Genomic DNA, 25,893 nt, shown 5'->3' on the forward strand with positions numbered 1-25,893 from the left:
ACTCAGTCGTCGGCCTGATGAGCTGAAAGGCTGGAAGCATCTGTGTGCCGGGATGCTTGGCGTTCTTGGATGTCCGCAGCTATGCGTTTTGGCCTCCAGGACATGACGCACCAGACGACCAGGCCTATCCACGCAGCTGCCTTGAGCACTGCCAAGACGCCTATTCCGTCTTCGGTGAGGTCGGGGATCAGCATGGCTGTCCCGTAAAAAATCAATCCCGCACTGATGGCCAGCCGTTTCAAGATCATGCTGCGCATTAAGGGAGGGCTGGCCGCGGATGCCAGCTGAGCGACAAAGAGTTCGATATTTCCGAATTGCTCTGCGGCGCTTGCCGTATCACCAGAGAGCTTGCGATGCCCGGTGGCTTTGCGCAACGTCTCGGCGGCCAGCTTTCGAGGAAATGAATAGCGGCCACGGAGCAGGTTCTCAGCATGGCTGAACCAGCGTTCGTCGTCCCACGTCGAGTCATCGACTAACGACCGCCCCTTTTGCTGTGGGATCAGGAAGGCTGAAGCGAACATCCCGACACCGATCAGCGGAAGATCCAGTTCAGCGGTCCTTGCATCGGGACGTCGTCCAGATTTGCCGCTAGTGTGACGATTCCGGCAAGTCCCGCGACAGTTCCCGCCCATGAAAGCCATGCGGCTTTGAGCCTGCCACGCGTGCGCAACACCCAGCCCCACAGGCCGAGTCCTACAAAAACACACACCAATGGGAGGAACCACACGACAGGCCCGCTGAAGCTGACTTCGGTCCATCCATCGTCGAACCCAAACCAGGGTCCCAACACGGTCAGCATCCCGCCGAATGCAAATAGCATGACCGAAATTCCCCCGACCACGTTCCGAAAGGGAAGTCGGTTTTCGAGAACTTCGACCGGCGGGCGGAGCCGTTTGCCGGCGGCGAGGCCGTATTCGAAAGAGTCGCCAAACAATTCGGTGGGCGATTGCCCGCTGGCGGCCACACTTTCGCGTATCTCCGCCAGCGCCGGGGCGACTACTGCCTCATCGGCACCTGAAAAGATCATGGTGACGGCAGCTTCCACCGCCCACTCGCGATGCTCCTCGGGCCAGGAATCGGCTTCGGCCTGCCATGGGCCAGCTTTGCCTTTTGGTCGCTTCATGGTCTTCTTCCGCGGGTGAGTTGTCATTTGCGCAGAACCGCATCCTTGAAAAAGAACCACAATTCGCGTTGCGCCGCCAAGTGGCCGCGCCCGGATCCGGTAAGGGTGTAAACCTTTCGTCCTGGCGCCCCGTCCCCGTCTTCCCAGGTGCTGTCCAATAGGCCCGCTGCCTCCAGCTTCACCAACGCCGGATAGAGCGTCGATCCCTTGATGGGTGAGAAACCGCGCCCTTCGAGCGCCTGCGCCAGCGCGTACCCGTGGTTCGGGCCGGCCTCAAGCGCATCCAACAGGCTCATGGGAAGCATTGCGCGCTGCCAGCTGCTGGGGAACTTCTTCTCTTCGATCATTGGGTCCACTCCCCCGGTATCGTACGGCTGATGGTGCTCATTGCGGGACATTGCCGACGACGCAATCGGCCAACAAAAGGGTGCATGTCTTTGCCTCTCTTTGGTGGTGGGTGTGTTTGCCTGACGTAAGTCGCGAAAATCCGGACTAAGTAAAAAATTTATCTAGATAATAAATTGTAGCAAGGATATCCACATATATATACGCCGTTTGTGGTGCAATTTTGGATGTTCTTCAGTCGTACGCCCTAGACTTCTGGCGGGTGGCAGGTCCGGGAAGGGCTCTCCTGACTTGATTCATCCAGCGCAGCGTTGCCACGCGGTTCCGTGAACGCTAGTTACTGCTGGGTATGCCACACAGGGAACCAGATCGGTCCGTGGCGGTTCCGCTCCCCCGAATACAGTGCCCCCAGTACCTGCTCGCCGCGTGCCCGCGCGTCGCTAAGTACAAGGCTTCATGACACCAACGGATACCGTGACTCCACAACAGCTGGTCTTCTCCGGGCCCCTGGGCCATCGCCGTTGCCAATACTGTCCCGCCGCACCCGCAACAGTCAGAGAGGGCAGTCGCTGGAAGGGGCGTCCCGGCTGTGCGCAGGCATGAGAAGTCGCGCGGTACCGCCATGCGGTTCCGGCGGAGCCTTCTACAGTCCAGCCCCGTGCCGCAGCACGTCCCAAATTGCCTACCGACGCTGAGCCACATGCATCGCTTCCCAACGCGTTCCCCCGACGCTCCGGCGGCGTCCAATCCCGCCGGAGCGTCGAGGGAACCGCTCTCCCTCAATCAGGCGCCCCCTCCCCCGGCGAAAGGCAGCCGGGGCCTGCTACATCAGGGACACACGGCAAATGCGAGAGCTGGGCAAATAGGGCGTGGATCAAGGCGCTTCTTTGGGCGTGCGTTGATTGCCTGACGTACGTCGCAAAAATTCGGACTAAGTCAAAATTTTATCTAGGTAACATATGGTTCCATAGTTATCCACCAAACTGTTGCGGTCTTTCGTACGGCTCCCCGCGGCGCGAATGGGCCCCTTGCATCAGCCCGGTTGATTTCGAGCCCCGCCCGCATGAAACCCACTTCTTCCTGTTGTTTTCCCGCCGCAGTACTCTCCTGCCCAGGAACCGCGTCCTGCAGCCCCCCCCCCCCCCCCCCCCCCCCGGAACGGACGCCACCCAACTTCAAGCCCTGGATTATCCCGGGCTTGAAGTTGTTCACGGGCTCGTTAAACGCCGCGGGGCGGGGGAAGAACGCCGATCCGTGTGGATCAGTGCTCCTCCCCCGCCCCGCGGGGTCAAGCCAGGTCGTGGAGGCTACTTGGCCTCGCCCGGCTCATTGGTTTCGGCCTTCTTGGCTTCCGGCTTCGCGTCGACGCCGGCTTCCTTGCGCTGCTGCGGCGTGATAGGTGCCGGGGCAGCGGTCAGCGGATCGAATCCGCCGCCGGTCTTCGGGAAGGCGATGACGTCGCGGATCGAGTCGGAACCGGTAAGCAGCTGGAGCACGCGGTCCCAGCCCAGGGCGATTCCGCCGTGCGGCGGGGCGCCGTACTTGAAGCCCTCAAGCAGGAAGCCGAACTTGGACTCGGCGGACTGCTTGTCCAGTCCCATCAGGTTGAAAACCCGCTCCTGCATGTCGCGCTGGTGGATACGTATGGAACCGCCACCGATTTCGTTGCCGTTGCAGACGATGTCGTAGGCGTAGGAGAGCGCGCTTTCCGGGTCGGTGTCGAAGGTGTCAAAGAACTCGGGCTTCGGGGAGGTGAACGCGTGGTGCACGGCGGTCCAGGCGCCGGTTCCCACTGCCACGTCGCCCGAGGCGACGGCCGCCGCGGCGGGCTCGAACATCGGGGCATCGACAACCCAGACAAATGCCCAGTCGCCATCCTTGATCAAGCCGGTGCGGTGGCCGATCTCAACACGGGCAGCGCCGAGCAGCGCGCGGGCCTCGGTCTGGGTTCCGGCGGCGAAGAAGATGCAGTCGCCGGGCTTGGCGCCGGTGGCCTCGGCCAGGCCGGCGCGCTCAACGTCGGTGAGGTTCTTGGCAACCGGGCCGGCCAGTTCGCCGTCTTGCTTGTACAGCACGTAGGCAAGGCCCTTGGCGCCGCGCTGCTTGGCGAATTCCTGCCAGCCGTCCAGGGTGCGGCGGGGCTGGGTGGCGCCGCCGGGCATGACCACGGCACCGACGTGCGGGGCCTTGAAGACGCCGAACTCGGTGTCCTTGAAGAACTCGGTCATGTCGGTCAGCTCGAGGCCGAAGCGCAGGTCCGGCTTGTCCGAACCGTACTTGGCCATGGCCTCGTGGTATGTGATGCGGGCGATCGGGGTCGGGATCTCGACGTCGATCAGCTTCCAGAGTTCCTTCACCAGGGCCTCGCCGAGCTCGATGATGTCATCCTGCTCGACGAACGATGCCTCGATGTCCAGCTGGGTGAATTCCGGCTGGCGGTCGGCGCGGAAGTCCTCGTCGCGGTAGCAGCGGGCGATCTGGTAGTACTTCTCGAAGCCGCCGACCTGCAAGAGCTGCTTGAACAGCTGCGGGGACTGCGGAAGCGCGTACCAGGAACCCGGGGACAGTCGTGCCGGCACCAGGAAGTCGCGGGCGCCTTCCGGGGTGGAGCGGGTCAGCGTCGGGGTCTCGATCTCGCAGTAACCCTGGTCGTGCAGCAGGTTGCGGGCGATGCGGTTGGCCTCGGAGCGCAAGCGGATGTTGCGGTTCGGGGTGGGGCGGCGCAGGTCCAGGTAGCGGTGGCGCAGGCGCGCCTCCTCGCCGACCTCGACGTGCTCGTCGACCTGGAACGGCAGCGGCGCGGCGGTGTTCAGCACCACTACCTTGTCAGCGATGACCTCGATCTCGCCGGTGGCCAGCGCGGGGTTCTCGTTGCCCTCGGGGCGGCGTTCGACCTTGCCGGTGATCTGCAGGACGAATTCGTTGCGCAGCGGGTGGAAGTCTTCCTCATCGCGCACCACGATCTGGGCGAAGCCGGAGGCGTCGCGCAGGTCAAGGAAGGCGACACCACCGTGGTCGCGGCGGCGGGCCACCCAACCGGTGAGGGTGACGGTTTCTCCGATGTTCTCGGCGTTCAAGGTGCCGAGCTGATGAGTGCGTAGCACTGCATTCCTTTCCAGAAGGGTGCGGATTGCGCAGGGACCCCGGTGACGCGCGCCGGTGGCGCGGGATCAGCGGGGGTGCGGATGTGAAGAATCTATGTGCGAGTTTACCGGCACGCGGCCGATGCCAACCACGGAACCGCGCCCGGTGTGCGCCGAGTCACGTCGGCGGGCCTAAGCCCGGCCCGCCGACATGCACCCGTTGCGGCGCGTTGGGAGGCAGTGCCTACGCAGAGGCCGGCACGGGGGCGCCGACCATGTTGGCAAGGTCCTGCGCCGCGGGGCTCCACACGGACGGATCGGCCGGTTCCTGGGCGCCGGTGCGGATGTCCTTGACCTCGTGAGTGCCGTCCTCGGCGGTGAACCAGACAAACGGGATGCCGCGCTTGTCCGCGTACTTGATCTGCTTGCCGAACTTCTCGGCCTTGGCCGCGACCTCGCAGGCGATGCCACGGGAGCGCAGCGCGGCGGCCACATCTTGGGCGTCGTTCCAGGAGCCGTCGTTGGCCAGGGTGACAAGCACGGCGCTTGGCACCGAGCGGGCGGCAACAACGCTGTTCTCGGCGAGCAAGCGCGAGACCAGGCGGGTCACGCCGATCGACAGGCCGACGCCCGGGTAGTTCTTCTTGCCGGTGGAGGCAAGCGATTCGTAGCGGCCGCCGGAACAGATCGACCCGAGCGACTCGTGGCCCACCAGGACGGTCTCGTAGACGGTGCCGGTGTAGTAGTCCAGGCCGCGGGCGATCGACATGTCGGCGACGACCTTGCCCGGGGCGCGCAGCACCGCGGCCTCGATGACCTGGCGCAGTTCGTCCAGGCCCTCCTCCATGAGCGGGTGGGCGACGCCCAGGGCGCGGACCTGTTCCACGAAGGAGGTGTCCTGGGTGCAGATCTGCGCCAGGGACAGGGCCGCGGCGGCCTGCTCGTCGGTGGCGCCGAGCTCGGTCTTGAGCAGTTCAGCGACCTTCTCGGCCCCGATCTTCTCCAGCTTGTCGATGGAGCGCAACACGCCGGCGGTGTCCGTCAGCCCCAGGCCCAGGTAGAAGCCCTCGGCAAGCTTGCGGTTGTTAACGCGCAGGCGGAAGTCCCCGATCGGCAGTGCGGAAAGCGCCTCGGCAATGACCAGTGCCAGTTCGACGTCGTAGCGGAACGGCAGTTCGCCGTCGCCGACCACGTCGATGTCGGCTTGGGTGAATTCGCGGAAGCGGCCGTCCTGCGGGCGTTCGCCGCGCCAGACCTTCTGCATCTGGTAACGGCGGAACGGGAAGGCCAGGTGCCCGGCGTTCTCCACCACGTAGCGGGCGAAGGGCACGGTCAGGTCGAAGTGCAGGGCCAGCGCGTTGGGGTCGTTCTTCGCCGATTCCTCGGCCGCCAGGCGGGAGAGCCCGTACACTTCCTTGTCGATCTCGCCCTTGCGCAGGAGCTGGCCGACGGTTTCCACGGCGCGGGTCTCGATGTTTGCGAACCCGTGGAGCTCGAAGATCCGGCGCAGCGTGTCCAGTACATGCTGCTCCACCGCGCGCTCCTGCGGGAGCCATTCGGGGAAGCCGGATAGTGAGGCCTTGCGTGCCATGAAGTGGGTGCTCCTTGAGTCAAATCGGGGTGTGGAACTTGTGGCGTGCGGTGCCGCCGTGCAGCTCGGGCTGCGGCGTGGCGTGGATGCACACAGAGAACAAGTCTAGTCGCGCCGCGGGTGCGCCGATGGCGAAACCGCGGGACCAGTTGCTTCAATTTTCGCCGAAGAGTACCTGCGGCCGTGCCAACGCGGGTAAAGTGGCGGTGACAGTTGAGTCCCGGCGCAAATTCCGGGGCCGATCCTTAGCGAAAGAGTTTCAGCGGTGACCACCAGTCAGCAATCCGACGACAATCTCCAGCCAGCAATCGTGGCCGAAGAGCAGCAGAACGAGGCAACCCCGGTTGAGCCGGCGGTAGAGGAGGCGCCGGCGGCGCAGCCCGAGGCCCCTGCAGCCCCGGCCGCTCCGGTACCGACCCCGGCACCCGCCGCGGTTCCACGCCCGGGCGCCAAGGGCGCCCCCGCGAAGAAGGCAGCCGCCATTCAGGCTCCCCCGACGTTCACCACGCCGCTGGAAGAAGCCGCTAAGTTCGGCCGTGTTTCCGAGGACGGACACGTATTCCTGCTTATCGACGGTGCCGAGCACCCGGTGGGCCAGTACCCCGATGCAACGGCCGACGAGGCCCTAGCCTACTTCGTGCGCAAGCACGACGAGGTCGTCTCGGCCCTGTTGCTGCTCGAGCAGCGCGTTGCGGCCAAGGCGCCGAGCTCGGACATGAACAAGACCCTTGACCACCTGGCAGCAACCGTTGCCGAGCGTGCCATGGTCGGCGACATCGCAGCCCTGGAAGCCCGCATCGAAACCGCACGCGTTGCCGTGGCCGAACTGGTCGCCACCGAGCGCAAGGCCAACGAGGAACTGCGTGCCACCGAGCTTGCTGCCCGCGAGGCCATCGTGAACGAGGCCGAAGAACTGGCCGCACTGGACCCGACCACGGTCCAGTGGAAGCAGGGCTCGAACCGCATGAACGACCTGTTCGATGCGTGGAAGAACGCCCAGAAGTCCGGCGTCCGCCTGGGCCGCTCCACCGAAGATGCCCTGTGGAAGCGCTTCCGCGGAGCCCGCACCACCTTCGACCGCCACCGCCGCGCCTACTTCTCGCAGCTCGATGCGACCAACGCCGATGCCAAGCGCACCAAGGAAGCGTTGATTGCCCGCGCCGAGGAACTCGCACAGTCCACCGACTGGGGAGCAACCGCCGGGGAATACCGCCGCCTGATGGACGAGTGGAAGTCCTCCAAGCGCGCCTCCCGCAAGGACGACGACGCACTGTGGGCACGCTTCCGCGCCGCCCAGGACGTCTTCTTCGAGGCCCGCCAGAACGCCAACGCCGCCATCGACGAAGAGTACGGTGCCAACCTGGTCGTCAAGGAGGCCCTGCTCGTCGAGGCAAAGGCCCTGTTGCCGATCAAGGACCTGGCTGCAACCAAGAAGTTGCTGGAGTCCATCCGCGACCGCTGGGAAGCAGCCGGCAAGGTTCCGCGCGCCGACATGCAGCGTGTTGAATCTTCGCTGCGCCAGGTCGAGGACGCCGTTCGCTCGGCCGAAGACGACCAGTGGCGTCGTTCCAACCCGGAGACCAAGGCCCGCTCGAACTCGATGCTGACCCAGCTTGAGGACGCGATCGCCGGTCTTGAAGAGGACCTGGCGAAGGCCCAGGCCAAGGGCGTCGAGTCCAAGATCCGCTCGGCCCAGGAAGCCCTGGACGCCCGTCGCCTGTGGCTCGAAACCCTGCAGAAGTCCGCAGCCGACTTCCAGTAGCAGCCAGATCCACGCCCGCCCGCGGTGCGTGGACCGACATGGCCAACCAACCGAGGGGCCCCGATCCACCTGGATCGGGGCCCCTCGGCGTTGCTCCCGGATGCAGGCCGGCGGGACAACCAGGGCGGATCGCGAGAAATCCCTTTTCATCGCCGATCGCGGATCGCATACTGAAGGGACATTTGGTTATCATCACCTGATGGTGCTCCCGGGCGCCGAGCCACACTGTCCGGACACCGCCATCCAGTCAGGAGGCCCCCGCATGAGTACCCAGCCAAACAAACAGTCAGTCTGGCGGCGCAAGCCAATCGCCGAGATGGAATTGGAAAGCAAAAAGAGCGGACTGCAAAAGTCGTTGGGCCTGTGGCAATTGACAGCCATCGGCGTCGGCGGCATCATCGGCGTCGGCATCTTCTCCCTCGCCGGGCTCGTGGCACACGGGGATGAAACCCATCCCGGCGTGGGGCCAGCCGTGTTGTTCTCCTTCCTCATCGCGGGGTTGGCCTCGGCCGCCGCGGCCCTGTCCTACGCGGAATTCGCCGGCATGATCCCGCGTGCCGGGTCCGCCTACACCTACGGGTACGTCGCCCTCGGGGAGCTGATCGGCTGGTTTATCGGCTGGGACCTGTTGCTGGAGTACATTGCGATCGTTGCGGTCGTCGCCATCGGCATCTCCGGTTACATCAACGCCTTCCTTGGCGGATTCGGCGTCCAACTTCCAGACAGTATTTCCGCCACCGCGGACAGCGGCGGCGTGGTCAACTTGCCAGCCATCCTAGTGTGCCTGCTGGTCACCTGGATCCTCGGCCGGGGCACCAAGGCGTTTGGCAGGTTCGAGCTGGTGGCCGTGGGCATCAAGATCCTCTTGATCCTGTTCATCATCGGGCTGGGCATCTTCTACATCGACACCAACAACTACGACCCGTTCATGCCCAGCGGCTTCGGCCCGGTACTCACCGGCGCGGCCACCGTCTTCTTTGCGGTGTTCGGCTACGATGCCATGAGCACCGCCGCCGAGGAGGCCACGGACGGCAAGAAGCACATGCCCAAGGCCATCATCTACTCTCTGGTGGTTGCCATGGTACTCTACGTTGCCGCCACCCTGGTGCTGACCGGCATGCAGAATTACACGGCCATCGACCCCACCGCCGGGTTCGCTTCCGCCTTCACCGGTGTCGGGCTGCCCGTGGTGGCCAGCATCATTTCCGTGTTCGCCGTGGTGTCGATCCTGACGGTGATGCTCACGTTCCTGCTCGGCGTCAGCCGCGTCTGGTTCTCCATGAGCCGGGACGGCCTGCTGCCCAAGTGGTTCTCCAAGGTGGACCGCCGCGGCACGCCCAAGCGCGTGACGTGGATTGCCGGTCTCGGTGCGGCCTTCCTGGCCGGGGTCTTCCCCATCCGCCTGGTGGCGGACCTGACGAACATCGGCATCCTGGCCGCGTTCGTCGTGGTCTGCGTTGCGGTGATCGTGTTCCGGTACACCAAGCCGGAGGCCCCGCGCACGTTCCGGCTGCCCTTCATGCCCGTGGTCCCCGCGATCGGTGCGTTGTTCTCGTTGCTCCTGATCTGGCAGCTCTCCTGGGACACGCATCTGCGCTTCGTGGTATGGCTGGTGATCGGCTTGGTCATCTACTTCGTCTATGGCCGGAAGCACTCGCTGATGAACCCGGACAGCCCCAGGCACGCCGAACTCGAAGACACCCCGGACCCGCAGCCCGGCCCGAAATGACGCTCCGCAGGCCCTCGGTGGCTGGCTCCGGAAAGCCGGTCCGGCCACCGGGCGTACGGCGCCCATCGCGCTGCCATATATGGAAGACCGGCCGCAGGGTCGGCAGGAATCCGATCCTGCCGACCCTGCGGCACTGTTATCCACAATCCGCCCGATGCCTTCCCGGCAGGTCCCGTGGGCTGTGAAGCTGTATGCATGCAAAGCACACCCACTCGCGCAGGCATCGCCGGGCCAGGGCAGTCCCCTGCCGCTACGGACACGATCGATCCCACGGCAATACCACGCACCACCGGCCCGTCGCCCCAGCCCGGTCCCTTGGGCCCGCACGTTTCCTTGGTGGACGAACCATTCACGCTCAACGAGCTCCAGGCCATGCGGTTGCACGGCGTGCTCCGCGAGGTTCTGCCGGGCGCCTATGTTTCAACGGTCGTCTCCGACACGTCCTCGAGCCGCGCCCAGGTTGCGGCGGTTGTGGCGGCCGAACACCTGGGGCAGCAGAGCGCCCTGTGCCGCCGCACCGCGGCGTGGGTATACGGTTGCGCACCGATGCCGGGGGAATTGGAGGTCGTCGTCCCGCGCTACCACCGGCCCTGCCCGCCGACGGCGCGGATGATGCTGCGCATGAGCGAGGGACTCATCGACGAGGAACAGATCTGCACGCTTGGCGGGGTCAACGTCACCTCGCCGCTGCGCACCGCCATGGATGTCGCCTTCAACAGCGAGCTGGAGCAGGCTTTTGCCATCCTGCGCCGCATCCACGGTTCGGCGCGGCTTCGCTGCGGCTATCCCAAGATGCTCGAGCAGGTCGAATCCTCGGTGCGCCGCCCCGGACGCCTCCGGGCCCTGGCCATCATCCGGCGGCTCATGGAAGAACCACCGGACGGGCCGCGGACAGGCGTGGATCCGGCGGGCTAGGAACGCCTGTGCCCGCCGGTGGTGCGGTAGACGTCGTAGACGCCGTCGATGCGCCGCACGGCGTTCAGCACGTGGTTCAGGTACTTCGGGTCGCCCATCTCAAAGGCGAAGCGGGAGAACGCCACCCTGTCGCGCGAGGTGTTCACGCTAGCTGCCAGGATGTTCACGTGGTTGTCCGAGAGCACCTTGGTCACGTCCGAGAGCAGCGACTTGCGGTCAAGCGCCTCCACCTGGATTTCGACAAGGAACACGCTAGACTTGGTGGGCGCCCACTGCACCTGGACCAGACGGTCCGGCTGCAGTTCCAGCTGCTTGAGGTTCACGCAGTCGAGACGGTGCACCGAGACTCCCGCGCCGCGCGTGACGAATCCGCGGATCGGGTCCGGCGGCACCGGGGTGCAGCAACGCGCCAGCTTGGCCAGCACCTCTCCGGCACCCTGGACCACCACGCCGGCATCGGAATTCGCCAGGCGCCCCGGCACCGCGTAGATCGGGGTTTCCTCGAGCGCGGCCTCTACCGTGGTGCTGTCGCCACCGACCATGGCCGTGAGGTGCTCGATGACGTTCTGTGCCGAGACGTGTCCGTCCCCGACGGCCGCATAGAGCGCGGCGATGTCGTGGTGGCGCAATTCCTGGGCGACGGCGCTGAGCACGTCGTGGGTCATCAGTTTCTGCAGGGGCAGGTTGTTCTTGCGCAGCGCCTTGGTCAGCTGCTCCTTGCCCTTTTCGATCGACTCTTCGCGGCGTTCCTTGGTGAACCACTGGCGGATCTTGTTCCTGGCGCGCGGCGACTTCACGAAACCGGCCCAGTCCTGGCTCGGCCCGGCGCCCTCGGCCTTGGAGGTGAACACCTCGACCAAATCACCGTGGTGCAATTCGCTGTTCAGCGGAACCAACTTGCCGTTGACCCGGGCACCGATGGTGCGGTGGCCCACGTCTGTGTGCACCGCGTAGGCGAAGTCCACGGGGGTGGAGCCGGCGGGCAGGGACATGATCTGTCCCTTGGGCGTGAAAACGAAGACCTCGGCGGAATTGATTTCGTAGCGCAGCGAGTCAAGGAACTCGTTGGAGTCGCTTGTTTCGTTTTGCCAGTCCATGAGGCTGCGCAGCCAGTCCATGTCCTGCTGTCCGGCCTTGACTTCCACGCCGTCGGAGCCGTGCTTGTACTTGAAGTGGGCGGCCACGCCGTACTCGGCCCGCAGGTGCATGTCGTGGGTGCGGATCTGGATCTCGACGGGCTTGCCGCCGGGGCCGATCACCGTGGTGTGCAGCGACTGGTAGAGGTTGAACTTGGGCAGCGCGATGTAGTCCTTGAACCGGCCGGGCAGCGGGGTCCAACGGGCATGCATGAGCCCGAGCGCTGCGTAGCAGTCCTTCACCGAGTCGACTAGCACGCGCACGCCCATCAGGTCGTGGATGTCGTCGAAGTCCTTGCCGCGCACGATCATCTTTTGGTAGATCGAGTAGTAGTGCTTGGGGCGGCCGCTGATCGTCGCCTTGAGGCGTGCCTCGTTCAGGTCTTCCTCGATGGCGCTGCGCACCGTGCCCAGGTACTTCTCGCGTTCGGGGGTGCGCTCCCCCACCATGCGGACGATTTCCTCGTAGACCTTCGGGTGCAGGGCCGCAAAGGAGAGGTCCTCGAGTTCCCACTTGACGGTGTTCATGCCCAGGCGGTGGGCCAGCGGGGCGAAGATCTCGAGGGTCTCGCGCGCCTTCTTGGCGCTGGATTCGGGGGAAACGTAACGCCAGGTGCGCGCGTTGTGCAGCCGGTCGGCGAGCTTGATCAGCAGGACGCGGATGTCCTTGGACATCGCGATGACCATCTTGCGCACGGTCTCGGCCTGGGCGGCCTCGCCGAACTTCACCTTGTCGAGCTTGGTGACGCCATCGACGAGCTTGGCGATTTCCTCGCCGAATTCGCGGGTCAGCGCGTCGAGGGAATACTCGGTGTCCTCGACGGTGTCGTGCAGCAGCGCGGCGGCAAGGATCGACCCGGTCATGCCCATTTCGGCGAGGATCGTTGCCACGGCCACCGGGTGGGTGATGTAGGGATCCCCGCTCTTGCGTTTCTGGCCCTCGTGGTGGTGCTCGGCCACTTCGTAGGCGCGGATCAGCAGATCCAGGTCGGCCTTCGGGTTTTGGGCGCGAACGGTGCGCAACAGCGGCTCGAGAGTCGGTGGTTGGGCGCTGGCGCCCCTGCCGGCCAGCCGCACCAGCCTGGAAATCGTTCCACGCTTGGGTGCCGGTCCCGGGGTTCCCGGCATCGTGACACTCTGGTTATCAACCATTGGGGCGTGTCTCCTCTCGATATGATGCGATCCTGGGATTGACCAGCGGTCGCGCGCTGCGATGGGGAGGCCTTCCTCGCCCGGCAACCGGGCGGAAAGGGTTCACCAACGTCTCTTGCAAGGTTATAGCACTTCCGCTTGATACAAGACGGCGGGGTAGCGGACATTACATCCGCTACCCCGCCGTCTTGTCGAAGATGATTAGGCTTCTTGGCGAACCAATTCAATCTTCTTGTTGTGTGCAACCACGTCCGCGTCCTTGTGGCGCAGCCACGCGTACAACGGCGCTTGGATGAAGATCGTGGCGAGGGTGCCCACGATGATGCCGATGAACAAAGCCAGCGACAGGTCCTTCAACGTTCCGGCTCCCAGCAGGTAGGAACCGATGAAGAGGATCGAGGCGACCGGCAGGACCGCAACCACGGAGGTGTTGATCGAGCGGACCAGGGTCTGGTTGATGCCCAGGTTCACCAGTTCCTCGAAGTTGCGCTTGTGCTGGTCGGCGAAGCCCGCCGTGTTTTCGCGGATCTTGTCGAAGACCACGACGGTGTCGTACAGCGAGTAGCTGAGGATCGTCAGGAAGCCGATGACGGCCGACGGGGTTACCTCGAAGCCGGAGAGCCCGTAGATGCCGGCGGTGATGATCACAACGGCGAGCAGGCCGATGATTGCCGCCAGCGACATCTTCCAGGTCCGGAAGTATGCGGCCATCAGCAGTGCCACAAGGACCACGAACACGATCAGGCCGATCAATGCCTGCTTTGAGACATCCGCACCCCAGGTCGGGCCGACGAACGTCGAGGTCACTTCCGAGGCGGTGACGCCGTAGGCGCTGGCCAATGCCTGTGCGACCTCCAGCGACTGATCGTCGGTGAGCTTGTCGGTCTGGATGCGCATCGTGTTCGGCGCAATGTTTGTCACGCTCGGGTGGTGGTCAGCGGCGATCGCAAGCACAGCCTGCTCGCCCACGGTGACGTCTGTTTTCTCGACGGAGGATACGGTGAATTCCGAGCCGCCGCGGAAGTCGATGCCCAGGTTGAAGCCGCCCTTGACGACCGGAACCAGGATCGAAAGCAGTACCAAGACGCCTGCAATGGCGAACCAGAGTTTGCGCTTGCCGACGAACGGGTAGGACCGCTTGCCGGTGTAGAGCTCATTGCCCCATGTTGCGAGATTAGCCATTTGATGAATCCTTATCAGCGCTGTCGTCCTGCTTGGTGGCCACGCCATGGGAGGCAGCCTGGCGTCGTTCGGCGATGGTCTGGCGACGTTCCGCTTCCTTGGCCGCACTGGCGTTCTTCTTGCCACGGGCCGCATCGGCCTCGGTGCTGAAGCTACGGATCTTGCCCGCGCCTTGGTAGAGCGGGACGACGCCAAGCAGCGACGGGTCCAGGCCGGAGAAACGGTGTCCCTCGCCGAAGAACTTCGTCCTGGCGAGCAGCTGCAGGACCGGGTGCGTGAACAGGTAGACGACGATGATGTCGATGATTGCCGTCAGGCCCAAGGTGAAGGCGAATCCCTTGACGTTTCCGACTGCCACGATGTAAAGTACGACGGCGGCAAGGATGTTCACGGCCTTGGCCGCGAGGATGGTGCGTTTGGCGCGCTTCCAGCCCATTTCAACGGCGGAAGGCAACGGGCGTCCGTCGCGCAGCTCATCGCGGATGCGTTCGAAGTAGACGATGAAGGAGTCGGCGATCAGGCCGATGGCCACAATCAAACCCGCGACGCCTGCCAGCGACAGTCGGTAGTTCATGGACCAGCCAAGCAGCACCAGGGCCATGTAGGTCAGGACGCCGGAGACCAGCAGCGACACGATGGTCACGAAACCGAGTGCCCGGTACTGGAAGAGCGAGTAGATGCCAACAAGGATCAAACCGATCAAACCGGCAATCAGTCCGCTCTTGAGCTGGTCCGCACCGAGGGTGGCGGAGATTCGCTGGTCCGACTGGATCTCGAAGCTGATCGGCAAGGCACCGAACTTCAACTGGTCGGCCAGCGCCTTGGCACTTTCCTCGGTGAAGTTGCCGGTGATCTGTGCGCGGCCGTCGCCGATGACGGAATTGGTCGTGGGTGCTGAAATCACGGTGCCGTCAAGCACGATGGCGAATTGGTTCTGCGAACCCGGCAGGCTGACCAGGCGCTGGGTGACATCGGCGAACTGCTTCTTGCCTTCCTCGTTGAAGACGAGGTTGACAGCCCACTGGCCGGTCACGGCACCCTGCTGGGAGCGAGCCATTTCCGAATAGGAATCGGCGATGTTCGCGCCGGGAACCTCGACCGGGCCGAGGATGTACTTGGCACCGGTGTCCGGCTCGCAGGAAATCATCGGCTTGGACGGGTCGTGGACGGTGTCCGCTCCCTTGCCCAATTCTGCAGGGCAGTCGTAGGCCTCAAACTGCTTGAACAGCTCCGGAGTGATCCAGTTGGTGTCCGAGGCGTTCTTCGGCTTTTCCGTCGGCTCAGGCAAATCCGCTGCCGGGGTGCGCTGGTCCTCGGGGACGGCCTCGAAGCCACCGGCGATGATGACCGGGCGGAATTCCATGTTGGCCGAGGCCTGGATCAGCTGACGGGTGCGGGCATCGGGAACACCCGGCATTGAGACAACGACGTTGCGACCCGACTGGGTCGTGATTTCAGCTTCCGAAACACCTGAGCCATCGACGCGGTCGCGGATGATCTCCACGGCCTGGTCCAGCTGCTCCTGCGTGGCGGTGGCGCCGCCCTGCACGCGCGGCGCCAGGATCATCTGGGTACCACCCTCGAGATCGAGGGCCAGTTTCGGGGCAAAAGTCGTCTTCCCGTTCAGCACACCGGTGACAAGAATGGCTGCAGAGATGAGGAAGATAACGCCGAGCCACAGCAGGGATTTACGCGCCTGCTTGATCGGACCAGTAGTTGACATCGTGAGGCTTTCTGATTGTTGCGACCGCATCAAATGGCGGGCGAAGACTCCGCGTAAAACCCGGGGCACTGGGAGCGGTTGGTCCTTGTCAGTGCCCCGGGCCGCTTGGTGAATGCCGGTGGACGGGGATTACTCGACCAAGGTCATGGACCTTGGAAATCCCTCAAACCGTTCACTGCTAAGGGGTGGTGAGGTCCAATTAGGCCTTCGGGCCGTTGTCCTCGTTGTTGAGGCGACGCAGGGTCTCCTCCGGGGTTTCGGAGGCCGGGGCCGGGGTTTCGGAGGCCGGGGTCTCGGAGGCCGGGGTCTCGGACGCCGGGGTCTCGGTCGATTCCGCCGGGGCAGCGGTCAGCGAAGAAGCGTCGTTCGGAACCTCGACGACCGGGGCTGCGGCCTCGGGGGCCACGACCTTGGCAACGGTCTGCGAGTGGACCGTGACGTTGTTGCCCGGGGAAACTTCCAGGACGATCTTGTTCTCATCGGTATCGATGCTCACGATGCGACCGAAGAGGCCGAACTGGGTCATGACCTCGGCGCCGGGTGCCAAGTTCGAACGGATCTCTTCCTGTGTCTTGGCCGCCTTCTTACGGCCGCGCATCATCATGAAGATCAGCAGGCCAAATGCGGCAAGCATGATCAGCATGGTGGGGTCGAATGGGGCCTTCGCACCAGCGGCGGCCTGGGCCAAAACGTAATCGGTCACGAGTAAATACCTGTTTCTAAGTCATAGTCATCGGTCTGCGCACTGAATGTTTGCAGCCGGTGGGCACCCTTATCCTATCGTGCCGATATGCAGAAACTGTGACCAAGGCCAACATTTGCCCTGTAAATATCCTTTGAATTCTCGGTATTCACCCGGTAAACGATCAGGGAATTTCCTATTCCCCGTCGTCCCCGTCGTTTTCATAAGCCCCGCGTCCGGCGAAGACCGCCTCTGCCGGCATGCGCAGGCCAAGGTGGTCCCAGGCCGCCGCGGTGGCAATGCGTCCGCGAGGGGTACGCCCGAGCAGCCCCTCGCGCACCAGATAGGGTTCGGCAACCGTCTCGACGGTTTCGGTTTCCTCACCGACGGCGATGGCCAGGGTCGAGAGGCCCACCGGTCCCCCGCCGAACTTGGTGCACAGTGCGTGCAGCACCGAACGGTCAAGGCGGTCAAGGCCGCGCGCGTCAACCTCATACATGTCCAGTGCGGCGGATGCGGCTCGTGCATCGATGTTTTCCAGCCTGTTCACCAAGGCCCAGTCGCGCACGCGGCGCAGGAGGCGGTTGGCAATACGGGGAGTTCCACGCGAACGCGAGGCAATTTCGCTGAAAGCCGCGGAGTTGACCTTCAGGGAAAGCATCATGGCCGAACGGCGCAGCACCAGTTCGAGTTCCTCGGTGCTGTAGAACTCCAGGTGCCCGGTGAACCCGAACCTGTCGCGCAGCGGGCCGGGGAGCAGGCCGGCGCGCGTGGTGGCACCGACGAGTGTGAAGGGGGGAAGTTCGAGCGGGATGGCCGTGGCACCGGCGCCCTTGCCGACGATGATGTCGACACGGAAATCCTCCATGGCCATGTACAGCATTTCCTCGGCGGGACGGCTCATGCGGTGGATCTCGTCCAGGAAGAGCACTTCGCCCTCCGTCAGCGACGAAAGGATGGCTGCCAGGTCGCCAGCATGCTGGATCGCCGGACCCGAGCTGATGCGCAATGGCGCATTCATTTCGGCGGCGATGATCATGGACAGGGTCGTTTTGCCCAGGCCTGGGGGGCCCGAGAGCAACACGTGGTCGGCCGTGCGCTCACGGATCTTCGATGCTTCAAGCACCAGTGAGAGCTGTTGGCGGACCCGGGCCTGCCCCACAAAGTCGTCGAGGTTCTTGGGACGAAGCGCCGCCTCGAGCACACGCTCTTCGGGTTCGGAACCTGCGTTGGTGAGGATGCCGGATTCGCTCATTGTCTACTCCTAGAGTCCGGGACGCGTGCCGCGGCCCAGGGAACGCAGCACGGCCCGCAGGATCTCGGGAACACTGCCGTTGGTGGTGATTTCCGGATCGGACTTGGCCAACGCCTCGAGGGCCTTGTTGGCGTCCTTCTCGGTCCAGCCCAGGCCGGTGAGCGCCTCGATGACCTGCGGCTCCCATGCCGGGGCCACGGCGACGCCGCCGGTTGCCACGGCGCCGGTCGGGGCGAGTTTCCCTGAAAGCTCCAGCACGATGCGTTCGGCGCCCTTGGGTCCGATGCCCGAAACCTTGGTGAAGGCCTTGGTGTCCTTGGTGCTTGCCGCGATGCGGACGTCCTCCGGGGTGTGCACGGAAAGGATGGCAAGCCCGGTGCGCGGGCCGATGCCCGAAACGCCGACGAGGACCTCGAACACTTCTCGCTCCTCGCCGCTGGCGAAGCCGAAGAGCGTCATGGAATCCTCGCGGACCACCATGGAGGTGTGCACCAATGCCTCGCGCCCCACATGCAGGGTGGACAGGGTTTGCGGGGTTGCCTGGATGAGCATGCCGAAGCCGCCGACCTCGATGACCGCGCTGTTCAGGTTGACTTGCTGCGCCACTCCCCTGAGCGTACTGATCATCTGGCCGACCTCCGGTGGTTTGGGGTTTGCCGGCAACCAACGACCGGCAATGCGAATATATCTACGAACAGCTTACAGGCTGGACGCAATTTGTTCGTGGATTTGATCGCCCGCCGAACCCGGGAACCGGCGCCAAGCCGGTTCCCGTCCAACCCGTTTAGCGTGATTTGACGCTTCGGGCCTTGGCCTCGGCGGCGATCCAGGCTCGCTGGGCCGGGGTCAGGCCAGAGGTTCCGCTGCGCGGGGAGGAAGCCGATGCCGCTGCGCCGGCGGAGCCGAATGCCGCACCGCGCCAGCCATGCGTGATGGCAAGGGCCGCGGCGTCGGCGGCGTCCGCGGGAGAGGGCGGCTCGTCCAGGCGCAGGATCTTGGCGACCATCTTGCCGACCGCCTGCTTGTTGGACTGGCCGGAACCCGTCACCGCGGCCTTGACCTCGGTGGGGGTGTGCAGCGCCACGGGGATGTCACGGCGGGCCGCCGCAACGATGACGATGCCCGAGGCCTGTGCAGTGCCCATCACGGTGCTGACATTGAGCTGGCTGAAGACCCTCTCGAGTGCCACGACATCGGGCTTGTGCTGGTCAAGCCACGCGTCGATGCCGTCGGCTATGACCAGAAGGCGCCGGTCAAGCGGCAGGTCCGGTTCGGAGCCGATGACCTTGACATCGATGAGCGTGGCACGCCGGTTGGGTTCGACGTCGACCACGGCCAGCCCACAACGGGTCAGTCCGGGGTCGACGCCGACCACTCGCAGAGCCAAAGGGGCCTAGGCCTCTTCGAGTTCTGCCATGACCTCGGCACTGATGTCGGCGTTCGAGTAGACGTTCTGGACGTCGTCGAGTTCCTCGAGTGCCTCCGCCAGCTTCAGGAACTTGCGGGCCGCCTCGGCGTCCAGCTCGACCTGCATCGAGGGAACGAATTCAACTTCGTCGCTCTCGTACTCGATGCCGGCTTCCTCAAGGGCTGCAACGACGGCGCGCAGGTCGGTCGGTTCGCTGTGGATCTCGAACGAGTCACCGACTTCCTTTACCTCGTCGGCGCCGGCGTCGAGGACTGCCATGAGCACGTCGTCCTCGGTCAGGCCATTCTTCGGCAGGCCGACAACACCCTTGCGGGCAAAGAGGTACGCAACAGATCCTGGATCGGCTACGGAACCGCCATTGCGGGTGATGCCCAGGCGAACCTCGGAGGCTGCGCGGTTCTTGTTGTCGGTCAAGCACTCGATCAGCAGGGCCGAACCCTGCGGGCCGCGTGCTTCGTAAATGATCTCGGTGTAGTCGATGACTTCACCGGTCAAACCGGCGCCGCGCTTGACGGCGCGGTCAATGTTTTCATTGGGAACCGAGGTCTTCTTTGCCTTGGAAACCGCAAGTTCCAGGGCCGGGTTGCCAGCCATATCGGCGCCGCCGGCTCGCGCCGCGACCTCGATGTTCTTGATCAGCTTGGCGAAGGACTTGGCGCGCTTGGCGTCAATTGCAGCCTTCTTGTGTTTGGTGGTTGCCCATTTGGAGTGGCCGGACATGCTTACGCTTCTCCTCTGATCATGTGGATAAATAATTCGTGAATGCGGCGTTCGCCCGTCACCTCGGGGTGGAAGGACGTCGCCAGCAGGTTTCCCGAACGTACTGCAACAATTCTATCCACCTGGACCCCATCCGCGTTCATCGGCGTGTTCGCCGCCGGAATAGTGGCCAATGCCTCCACGGACGTGCCGATGCTTTCAACCCACGGGGCGCGGATGAAGACCGCGCGCACGGGCTTGGTCGGCTCGTCCGGATCCTGGCTGGACACGGATTCCAGGCCGCGGACCTGCATGTCGACCTCGAAGGAATCGACCTGGCGGCCGAACGCGTTGCGTCGCACCACCATGTCGATGCCGCCGAAGCTCTGTTGCGGCTCTCCCATGAGGTTGGTGGTGGGGTCGGCGATGGTGTTGGCCAGCATGATCATCCCGGCGCACGACCCGTAGACCGGGAAGCCGTCGGCGATACGCGCCTTCAGTGCATCGGCCACGCCGTACATACGGGAGAGCTTGTCGATCACCGTGGATTCGCCGCCGGGGATGATCAGGCCCTCGACCCGCGCCAGTTCCTGCGGTGTTTTCACCGGGACGGCCTCTGCGCCCAGGGCGCCCAGGGTGTGGAGATGTTCACGCACATCGCCCTGCAGGGCGAGCACTCCTATTCGTGACACGTGTGTCGCTTTCTGGTTGTCCTTGTATGCTCCGCCTGCGGCTTGGGCAGGCGGACAGCCAAGCTTAAACCCGCGGGGGGCTCCATTCCATCTTGATGACACGGCGCGTCGGGCATCATCGGCCTCACCTGGCTGCCGGCACCCAGGGTCCTGCGCCGTCCCGGTCGGCACCGAAGGCATTGACGGTTGCCGTGGTGCGTTTCAGCGATGCGGCGTCGCCCTGCGTGTCAGTGCATTGGCTCCCGGCCGGCGCAGGCAGGGCACACCAGCGCGCGCGGTCCTCGGCCATCAAGTGCGGGACCCAGCGCAACTTCCCGGGTTCCCAGCCGGAAGCGGTTCGCACGAATTGCATGTTTACAGTGATGCCCTCACGGTTCAGCACGGTCTTGGTGTCGTGCTTGGCCACAGAATTGCCCAACCCGTAGACGATCCAGGTACTTCCGCGTTTTTCGATCGGCAGCACCGAGTGGGTGTGGTGCGAGTAGATGAAATCGAATTCGCCGCTGTCGGCCAGGGCCCGGTACAGCTCCCTTTGCCCCGCAGTGGGCCTGTCGGTGTATTCGGCGCCGTCGTGGATTGCCGCCAGGACGATGTCCGCACCAGCGGCGCGTGCGGTCCTGGCCCTGGCAACCAGCGAGGCCTCGTCGATGTCGTCGACCCGCCACGGGGCGTCCTCGGCGACGCCGTTGAGAGAATAGGTTCCGGCAATGACCGAAACCTTGGCGCCTCCGGCCTGCGTGAGAAGCGGCTTCCCGGCATCAACCGGACTCCGGTAGGAACCGGTGGAAACCAGTCCGGCGTCCTTCAGCGCGTCCAGGGTGCGGATGACGCCCTCCGCTCCCCCGTCCATCGAGTGGTTGCTGGCGGTGGTGCAACCGTCGTACCCCACGGCCTTGAGCGCCGGGACGATTTCCTGCGGCACCGCGAACATCGGGTAGCCCCGGTACGGGCCACCCTTGGGGGCCAGCGGCGTTTCAAGGTTGCACAGCGACAGGTCGACCTCGTCAAGGAACGGCGCAATGCCGCCGAGCAGCGGCTCGAAGTCCAGCTGCCCCTTGCCGTCCTTTTTCGCCTGTTCCCACAACGCCGGGTGCAGGAGGATGTCCCCGGCGACGGCGACCTCGATGCATTCGTCCCCGGGGCACGACGCATCGGGCGGGGGTTTTGCTGTTGAATCCGGTGCGGCTGGCTCCTGCGGCACAGTGCCTGCTGTTGGCTCGTCGCTTGGCGCTGCCGTGACAGATGTGGGTTCGGCAGAAGCCGGTGCAGGGACCCGCGCCGGTTGCGCGGGCGCAACCGAACATGACCCCAGCGCGACTGCCAGCGCCAGCGCCGGAAGCATGGCAAGGATTCTTCGGTCACGCACGGAATCGGCGGGGCGTTCGTCCATGGGTACGAGCCTAACCTCGATGAGGCCTCGGCGGCGCGGGAAACGGACAGCGCGCCGGGCATGTGACAGGCTTGAGGACATGCAGAATCCGTTGCTTGAGCGAAGTACTTTGCCGTTCGAATTCCCCGATTTCCCCGCCATCACCGCAGCGCACTACCTGGAGGCAGCAGAAGCCGGCGTGGCACGGCAGCTGGAAGAACTTCGGGCCATTGCGCAAGATGCCGACGCTCCGACGTTTGAGAACACCTTTGTGGCCTTGGAGCGCAGCGGGCAGCTGTTGCGCCGGACCATCATGGCGTACGGGACGGTCTTCTCCGCCCACGGCACCGACGACCTGCGCGAGATCGACCCGACGCTCCAGGCCCTCTTTTCCGGCCACATGGACGCGATCCACCTGGACCAGGGACTCTTCGACCGGCTGGCATCCTTCGACGCCACGGGGCTTGAGGGCGAGGACGCGCGCCTGGTGTCCGAAACGCTGCGCACCTTCCGCGCCGCCGGCGCGGAACTGGATGCGGACAAGAAGGCAACCCTGCGGGAACTGAACGGGCGGATCACCGACCTGTCCTCCGAGTATTCCCGCAAGCTGCTCGGCGCCATGAACGATGCCGCCGTCCACTTCGAGGACGCCGGGGACCTTGCCGGGCTCAGCGAAGGAGAATTGGCCTCGGCCGCCGGTGCCGCGCGCGAGGCCGGGCACGAATCCGGGTACCTGCTGACCCTGGTGCTGCCGACCGCCCAGCCGTTGCTGGCCACGCTGGAGATCGGCGAATCGCGCCGGCGGCTCTTCGAGGCCTCGGTGACCCGCGGCCGGGACGGCGAAAACCGCACCCTGGGGCTTGCCGCCCGGATGGCCGCGCTGCGCGCCACCCGCGCGGAACTGCTGGGCCACGAAACCCATGCCGACGTGGTCCTGGAAGGGGCAACGGCACCGTCCCTCGAGGCGGTCCGGGAACGCCTGGCCGAACTCGTTCCGGCGGCCGTGGCCAACGCCCGCGCCGAGGCCGATGAGCTGGCCAAGATTTCCGGTGCCCCGATCAACCCCTGGGACTGGGCCTACTACTCGGCGGCCGTCGCCAAGGAGCGCTACACCCTTGACCGCGCGGCGCTGCGCGAATACTTCGAGCTCGACGCGGTCCTCGCCCGCGGCGTCTTTGCCGCCGCGCAACGGCTCTACGGGCTTTCCTTCTCCGAACGCACCGACCTGCCGCTCTACCACCCGGATGTGCGCATCTGGGACGTGCACAACCAGGACGGCAGCATCCTGGGGCTCTTCCTGGGCGACTTCTTCGCCCGTCCGACCAAATCCGGTGGCGCCTGGATGAACTCGATCCGCGAATCCGTCGGGCTCTTCAATGAGCGCCCGGTGGTCACCAACACGCTGAACATCCCGAAGCCGGCGGCGGGGGAACCCGCGCTGGTGAGCTTCGACGAGGTCAACACGCTCTTCCACGAATTCGGCCATGCCCTGCACGGGCTGTTTTCCGCCGGGAAGTACCCGTCGCTGGCCGGCACCTCGGTGCCGCGCGACTTCGTCGAGTACCCCTCGCAGGTCAATGAAATGTGGTCCCTGCACGAGGAAATCCTGCCCGGCTACGCCGCCCACACCGAGACCGGCGCACCGCTGCCGGAGGGCACCATCGCCAAGCTGGAGGCCGCGGCCCTCTGGGGCGAGGGCTTTGCCACCACCGAGTACCTCACCGCGGCCGTCCTGGACCTGGCCTGGCACTCGCTGCCGGCCGGGGAAACCGTCGAGGACCCCGCAGCGTTCGAGGACCGCGTCCTGAAGGAGGCCGGGCTGATCCCCGACCTGGTGCCCTCGCGCTACCGCACCGGATACTTCAAGCACATCTTCGACGGCGGCTACTCGGCCGGTTATTACTCCTACATCTGGTCGGAGGTCCTGGACGCCGACACCGTGGAGTGGTTCACCGAAAACGGCGGCCTGCGTCGGGGCAACGGGGACCATTTCCGCAGCGAGCTGCTCTCCCGCGGCAACACCCGCGACCCGCTGGAATCCTACGAGCTCTTCCGCGGCCGACCGGCCAGGATCGAACCGCTGCTGGTTCGCCGGGGACTGCCAACGGGCCAGGGCGCATGACAACCATCAGCTTTGCCCAGGAGACACTCACCCAGTGGCACGAGGCCATGGCGATCGCCACGGGCGGCAAGCTCTTTACGACCCACGGTTGCTCGTGGGCCTGGCAGCCCGCACGCCGCCGGCTGGTTCTGCTCTTCCCCCGGCACGCCCAGGAAGCCGGCATCCGCCCCGGCCTGGCCGAGGGAACCCGCTTGGGTGCCCGCCGGGTGGAGGCCTGGGTCAATTCCGGAGCCCCGGCCGACGGCCTGCAATCCGCCGGTTTCACCGACGCCGCACAGATCAGCTGGCATGCAGGCGAGTTGGTGAGCCCCGCCGAGTTGTGGCCGGGGCGCGTGCGCCTTGGCACCGAGGTGCCGGAGGCTTCGGGAGCCGACGCCCAGGAGCTGAACGTGGCAAATCTCTGGCGCGATCCGGCTTCCACCGGACTCAGCGCCGGACACCCGGCCCTGCGGCGCATCGAGCAGGCAACCGCCAGGACCCTTGACGGGGACCTGGTGGGCCGGGCCTTTGCCCAGCAGGCTCTCGGAGGGCAGCTGGCGATCCACGGGTTGGCCGTGGGCGCCGCACACCGGCGCCAAGGCGTTGGCTCGGCCCTGCTGCACGGGCTGGCGCGTGGCATGGTCAATCCGCTGGGTCTTGAGGAAAAGTCGCAGGTCGAGTTGATCGCCTCCGCCTCGCCGACCTCGGCGCAGTTCTTCGAGGCCAACGGCATGCGCCTGCTCGGCCGCGGGCGGCACATGGTGTTGCGCTAACTCCCGATGCATGTCCGAACGACGAAGGCCCGGCCCCGGTCCGTTTCCCTGAGGGAATCGAACGGGGCCGGGCCTTTGCGCTTACGTCAGCCTCGGAGAGAAGCCGGTGCTACCAGCCGCGCTCGGCGAGGCGGTGCGGTGCCGGGATGTCGGCGACGTTGATGCCGACCATGGCCTCGCCCAGTCCGCGGGAGATGCGGGCCAGCTCGTCCGGGTCGTTGTAGAAGGTGGTGGCCTTGACCACGGCGGCGGCACGCTGTGCCGGGTTGCCGGACTTGAAGATGCCCGAGCCGACGAACACGCCGTCTGCGCCCAGCTGCATCATCATGGCGGCGTCGGCCGGGGTGGCGATGCCGCCGGCGGTGAAGAGCACTACCGGGAGCTTGCCGGTGGCGGCAATTTCCTTGACCAGTTCGTACGGGGCCTGCAGTTCCTTGGCGGCTACGTACAGTTCGTCCTTCGGGAGGGCTGCAAGCTTGGCGATTTCGGCGCGGATCTTGCGCATGTGGCCGGTGGCGTTGGAAACGTCGCCGGTTCCTGCCTCGCCCTTGGAACGGATCATGGCCGCGCCCTCATTGATGCGGCGCAGTGCCTCACCGAGGTTGGTGGCACCGCAGACGAAGGGAACCTTGAAGTCCCACTTGTCGATGTGGTGCTCGTAGTCGGCCGGGGACAGCACCTCGGACTCGTCGATGTAGTCGACACCCAGGGACTGAAGGATCTGCGCCTCGACGAAGTGGCCGATGCGGGCCTTGGCCATGACCGGGATGGAGACCGCATCGATGATGCTGTCGATCATGTCCGGGTCGCTCATGCGCGAAACGCCGCCCTGGGCGCGGATGTCGGCCGGGACACGCTCGAGAGCCATGACGGCTACAGCGCCTGCATCTTCGGCGATACGGGCCTGTTCTGCGGTGACAACATCCATGATGACGCCGCCCTTGAGCATTTCCGCCATGCCGCGCTTGACGCGGTCGCTACCTACGGTAGTTGCCGGGGTTGAGACGCCTTCGTTTTCAGACACCTTGGGTTCCTTTCAATAAGGTGAGCAGTATGCGAATCATCGTAGGACGAGGACGTAACAAAGACCTCGGTTATGTCGTCACAATTCATAACCGGTCGACAAGTCTCCTAGATTTTTGACGCCGTCAG

The 25,893-nt window shown here is 65.0% G+C and carries 21 protein-coding genes; 5 read left to right on the top strand and 16 right to left on the bottom strand.

Annotation, left to right across the window (positions count from 1 at the left end; all coding sequences use genetic code 11):
• Nucleotides 1-2 precede the first annotated feature (2 nt).
• From JOF47_RS07950 to hisS, 5 genes are all read right to left on the bottom strand, one after another.
• Nucleotides 3-521: a hypothetical protein gene (locus JOF47_RS07950; RefSeq protein WP_209997075.1), complete on the bottom strand. Its 519-nt coding sequence runs from the start codon at nucleotides 519-521 to the stop codon at nucleotides 3-5.
• Between the two features lie 11 nt (nucleotides 522-532).
• Complete coding sequence (locus JOF47_RS07955) at nucleotides 533-1,150, bottom strand: hypothetical protein (RefSeq protein ID WP_209997076.1); 618 nt, start codon at nucleotides 1,148-1,150, stop codon at nucleotides 533-535.
• A complete protein-coding gene (locus JOF47_RS07960) occupies nucleotides 1,147-1,470 on the bottom strand; it encodes a PadR family transcriptional regulator (protein WP_209997077.1) in 324 nt (107 codons plus the stop codon). Before JOF47_RS07960 ends, JOF47_RS07955 begins: the two co-directional genes overlap by 4 nt.
• A gap of 1,305 nt (nucleotides 1,471-2,775) precedes the next feature.
• Nucleotides 2,776-4,572, bottom strand: a complete 1,797-nt coding sequence (gene aspS / locus JOF47_RS07965) for an aspartate--tRNA ligase (RefSeq protein ID WP_209997078.1) — start codon at nucleotides 4,570-4,572, stop codon at nucleotides 2,776-2,778.
• 223 nt (nucleotides 4,573-4,795) lie between these two features.
• Nucleotides 4,796-6,142, bottom strand: coding sequence for a histidine--tRNA ligase (gene hisS, locus JOF47_RS07970; protein WP_209997079.1), 1,347 nt, complete (start codon nucleotides 6,140-6,142; stop codon nucleotides 4,796-4,798).
• Nucleotides 6,143-6,407: 265 nt separating this feature from the next.
• On the opposite strand from hisS, the gene JOF47_RS07975 reads away from it, so the two are divergent.
• The 3 genes from JOF47_RS07975 to JOF47_RS07985 all read left to right on the top strand — a co-directional run bounded on the left by JOF47_RS07975 (nucleotide 6,408) and on the right by JOF47_RS07985 (nucleotide 10,548).
• Nucleotides 6,408-7,904: a DUF349 domain-containing protein gene (locus JOF47_RS07975; RefSeq protein WP_209997080.1), complete on the top strand. Its 1,497-nt coding sequence runs from the start codon at nucleotides 6,408-6,410 to the stop codon at nucleotides 7,902-7,904.
• A gap of 262 nt (nucleotides 7,905-8,166) precedes the next feature.
• Nucleotides 8,167-9,633: an amino acid permease gene (locus JOF47_RS07980; protein ID WP_209997081.1), complete on the top strand. Its 1,467-nt coding sequence runs from the start codon at nucleotides 8,167-8,169 to the stop codon at nucleotides 9,631-9,633.
• Between the two features lie 195 nt (nucleotides 9,634-9,828).
• Complete coding sequence (locus JOF47_RS07985; protein WP_209997082.1) at nucleotides 9,829-10,548, top strand: type IV toxin-antitoxin system AbiEi family antitoxin; 720 nt, start codon at nucleotides 9,829-9,831, stop codon at nucleotides 10,546-10,548.
• Here the strand turns inward: JOF47_RS07985 and JOF47_RS07990 are convergent.
• The 10 genes from JOF47_RS07990 to JOF47_RS08035 form a co-directional block, all read right to left on the bottom strand.
• Entirely contained in the window at nucleotides 10,545-12,836 is a 2,292-nt protein-coding gene (locus JOF47_RS07990) for a RelA/SpoT family protein (RefSeq protein ID WP_209997083.1), read from the bottom strand. The two genes, JOF47_RS07985 and JOF47_RS07990, sit on opposite strands and share 4 nt — an antisense overlap.
• Nucleotides 12,837-13,037: 201 nt before the next feature.
• Nucleotides 13,038-14,018: a protein translocase subunit SecF gene (gene secF, locus JOF47_RS07995; RefSeq protein ID WP_209997084.1), complete on the bottom strand. Its 981-nt coding sequence runs from the start codon at nucleotides 14,016-14,018 to the stop codon at nucleotides 13,038-13,040.
• The gene (gene secD / locus JOF47_RS08000) at nucleotides 14,011-15,741 is read right to left on the bottom strand and encodes a protein translocase subunit SecD (protein ID WP_209997085.1); all 1,731 of its coding nucleotides are present in this window, start codon (nucleotides 15,739-15,741) and stop codon (nucleotides 14,011-14,013) included. The genes secF and secD overlap by 8 nt, the downstream gene beginning before the upstream one ends.
• 199 nt (nucleotides 15,742-15,940) lie before the next feature.
• On the bottom strand, nucleotides 15,941-16,444 hold the full coding sequence (yajC, locus tag JOF47_RS08005; protein WP_342592734.1) for a preprotein translocase subunit YajC: 504 nt from the start codon (nucleotides 16,442-16,444) through the stop codon (nucleotides 15,941-15,943).
• 175 nt (nucleotides 16,445-16,619) lie between these two features.
• Complete coding sequence (gene ruvB / locus JOF47_RS08010; RefSeq protein WP_209997086.1) at nucleotides 16,620-17,678, bottom strand: Holliday junction branch migration DNA helicase RuvB; 1,059 nt, start codon at nucleotides 17,676-17,678, stop codon at nucleotides 16,620-16,622.
• 9 nt (nucleotides 17,679-17,687) lie between these two features.
• A complete protein-coding gene (gene ruvA / locus JOF47_RS08015) occupies nucleotides 17,688-18,305 on the bottom strand; it encodes a Holliday junction branch migration protein RuvA (protein WP_209997087.1) in 618 nt (205 codons plus the stop codon).
• Between the two features lie 157 nt (nucleotides 18,306-18,462).
• Nucleotides 18,463-19,065: a crossover junction endodeoxyribonuclease RuvC gene (gene ruvC, locus JOF47_RS08020; protein ID WP_209997088.1), complete on the bottom strand. Its 603-nt coding sequence runs from the start codon at nucleotides 19,063-19,065 to the stop codon at nucleotides 18,463-18,465.
• Nucleotides 19,066-19,071: 6 nt separating this feature from the next.
• On the bottom strand, nucleotides 19,072-19,827 hold the full coding sequence (locus JOF47_RS08025) for a YebC/PmpR family DNA-binding transcriptional regulator (protein ID WP_209997089.1): 756 nt from the start codon (nucleotides 19,825-19,827) through the stop codon (nucleotides 19,072-19,074).
• Nucleotides 19,828-19,829: 2 nt separating this feature from the next.
• On the bottom strand, nucleotides 19,830-20,498 hold the full coding sequence (gene pdxT, locus JOF47_RS08030) for a pyridoxal 5'-phosphate synthase glutaminase subunit PdxT (protein WP_342592735.1): 669 nt from the start codon (nucleotides 20,496-20,498) through the stop codon (nucleotides 19,830-19,832).
• A gap of 124 nt (nucleotides 20,499-20,622) precedes the next feature.
• Entirely contained in the window at nucleotides 20,623-21,888 is a 1,266-nt protein-coding gene (locus JOF47_RS08035; protein ID WP_245356300.1) for a CapA family protein, read from the bottom strand.
• 79 nt (nucleotides 21,889-21,967) lie between these two features.
• Here JOF47_RS08035 and JOF47_RS08040 point away from each other — a divergent pair, with 79 nt between their 5' ends.
• A complete protein-coding gene (locus JOF47_RS08040) occupies nucleotides 21,968-23,989 on the top strand; it encodes a M3 family metallopeptidase (protein ID WP_209997091.1) in 2,022 nt (673 codons plus the stop codon).
• Complete coding sequence (locus tag JOF47_RS08045) at nucleotides 23,986-24,741, top strand: GNAT family N-acetyltransferase (RefSeq protein ID WP_209997092.1); 756 nt, start codon at nucleotides 23,986-23,988, stop codon at nucleotides 24,739-24,741. Before JOF47_RS08040 ends, JOF47_RS08045 begins: the two co-directional genes overlap by 4 nt.
• A 109-nt stretch (nucleotides 24,742-24,850) precedes the next feature.
• Here the strand turns inward: JOF47_RS08045 and pdxS are convergent, their stop codons facing one another.
• Nucleotides 24,851-25,765: a pyridoxal 5'-phosphate synthase lyase subunit PdxS gene (gene pdxS / locus JOF47_RS08050; RefSeq protein WP_209997093.1), complete on the bottom strand. Its 915-nt coding sequence runs from the start codon at nucleotides 25,763-25,765 to the stop codon at nucleotides 24,851-24,853.
• Nucleotides 25,766-25,893: the final 128 nt, after the last annotated feature.

Origin of the sequence: Paeniglutamicibacter kerguelensis, assembly GCF_017876535.1 — a bacterium.
Taxonomy (GTDB): domain Bacteria; phylum Actinomycetota; class Actinomycetes; order Actinomycetales; family Micrococcaceae; genus Paeniglutamicibacter; species Paeniglutamicibacter kerguelensis.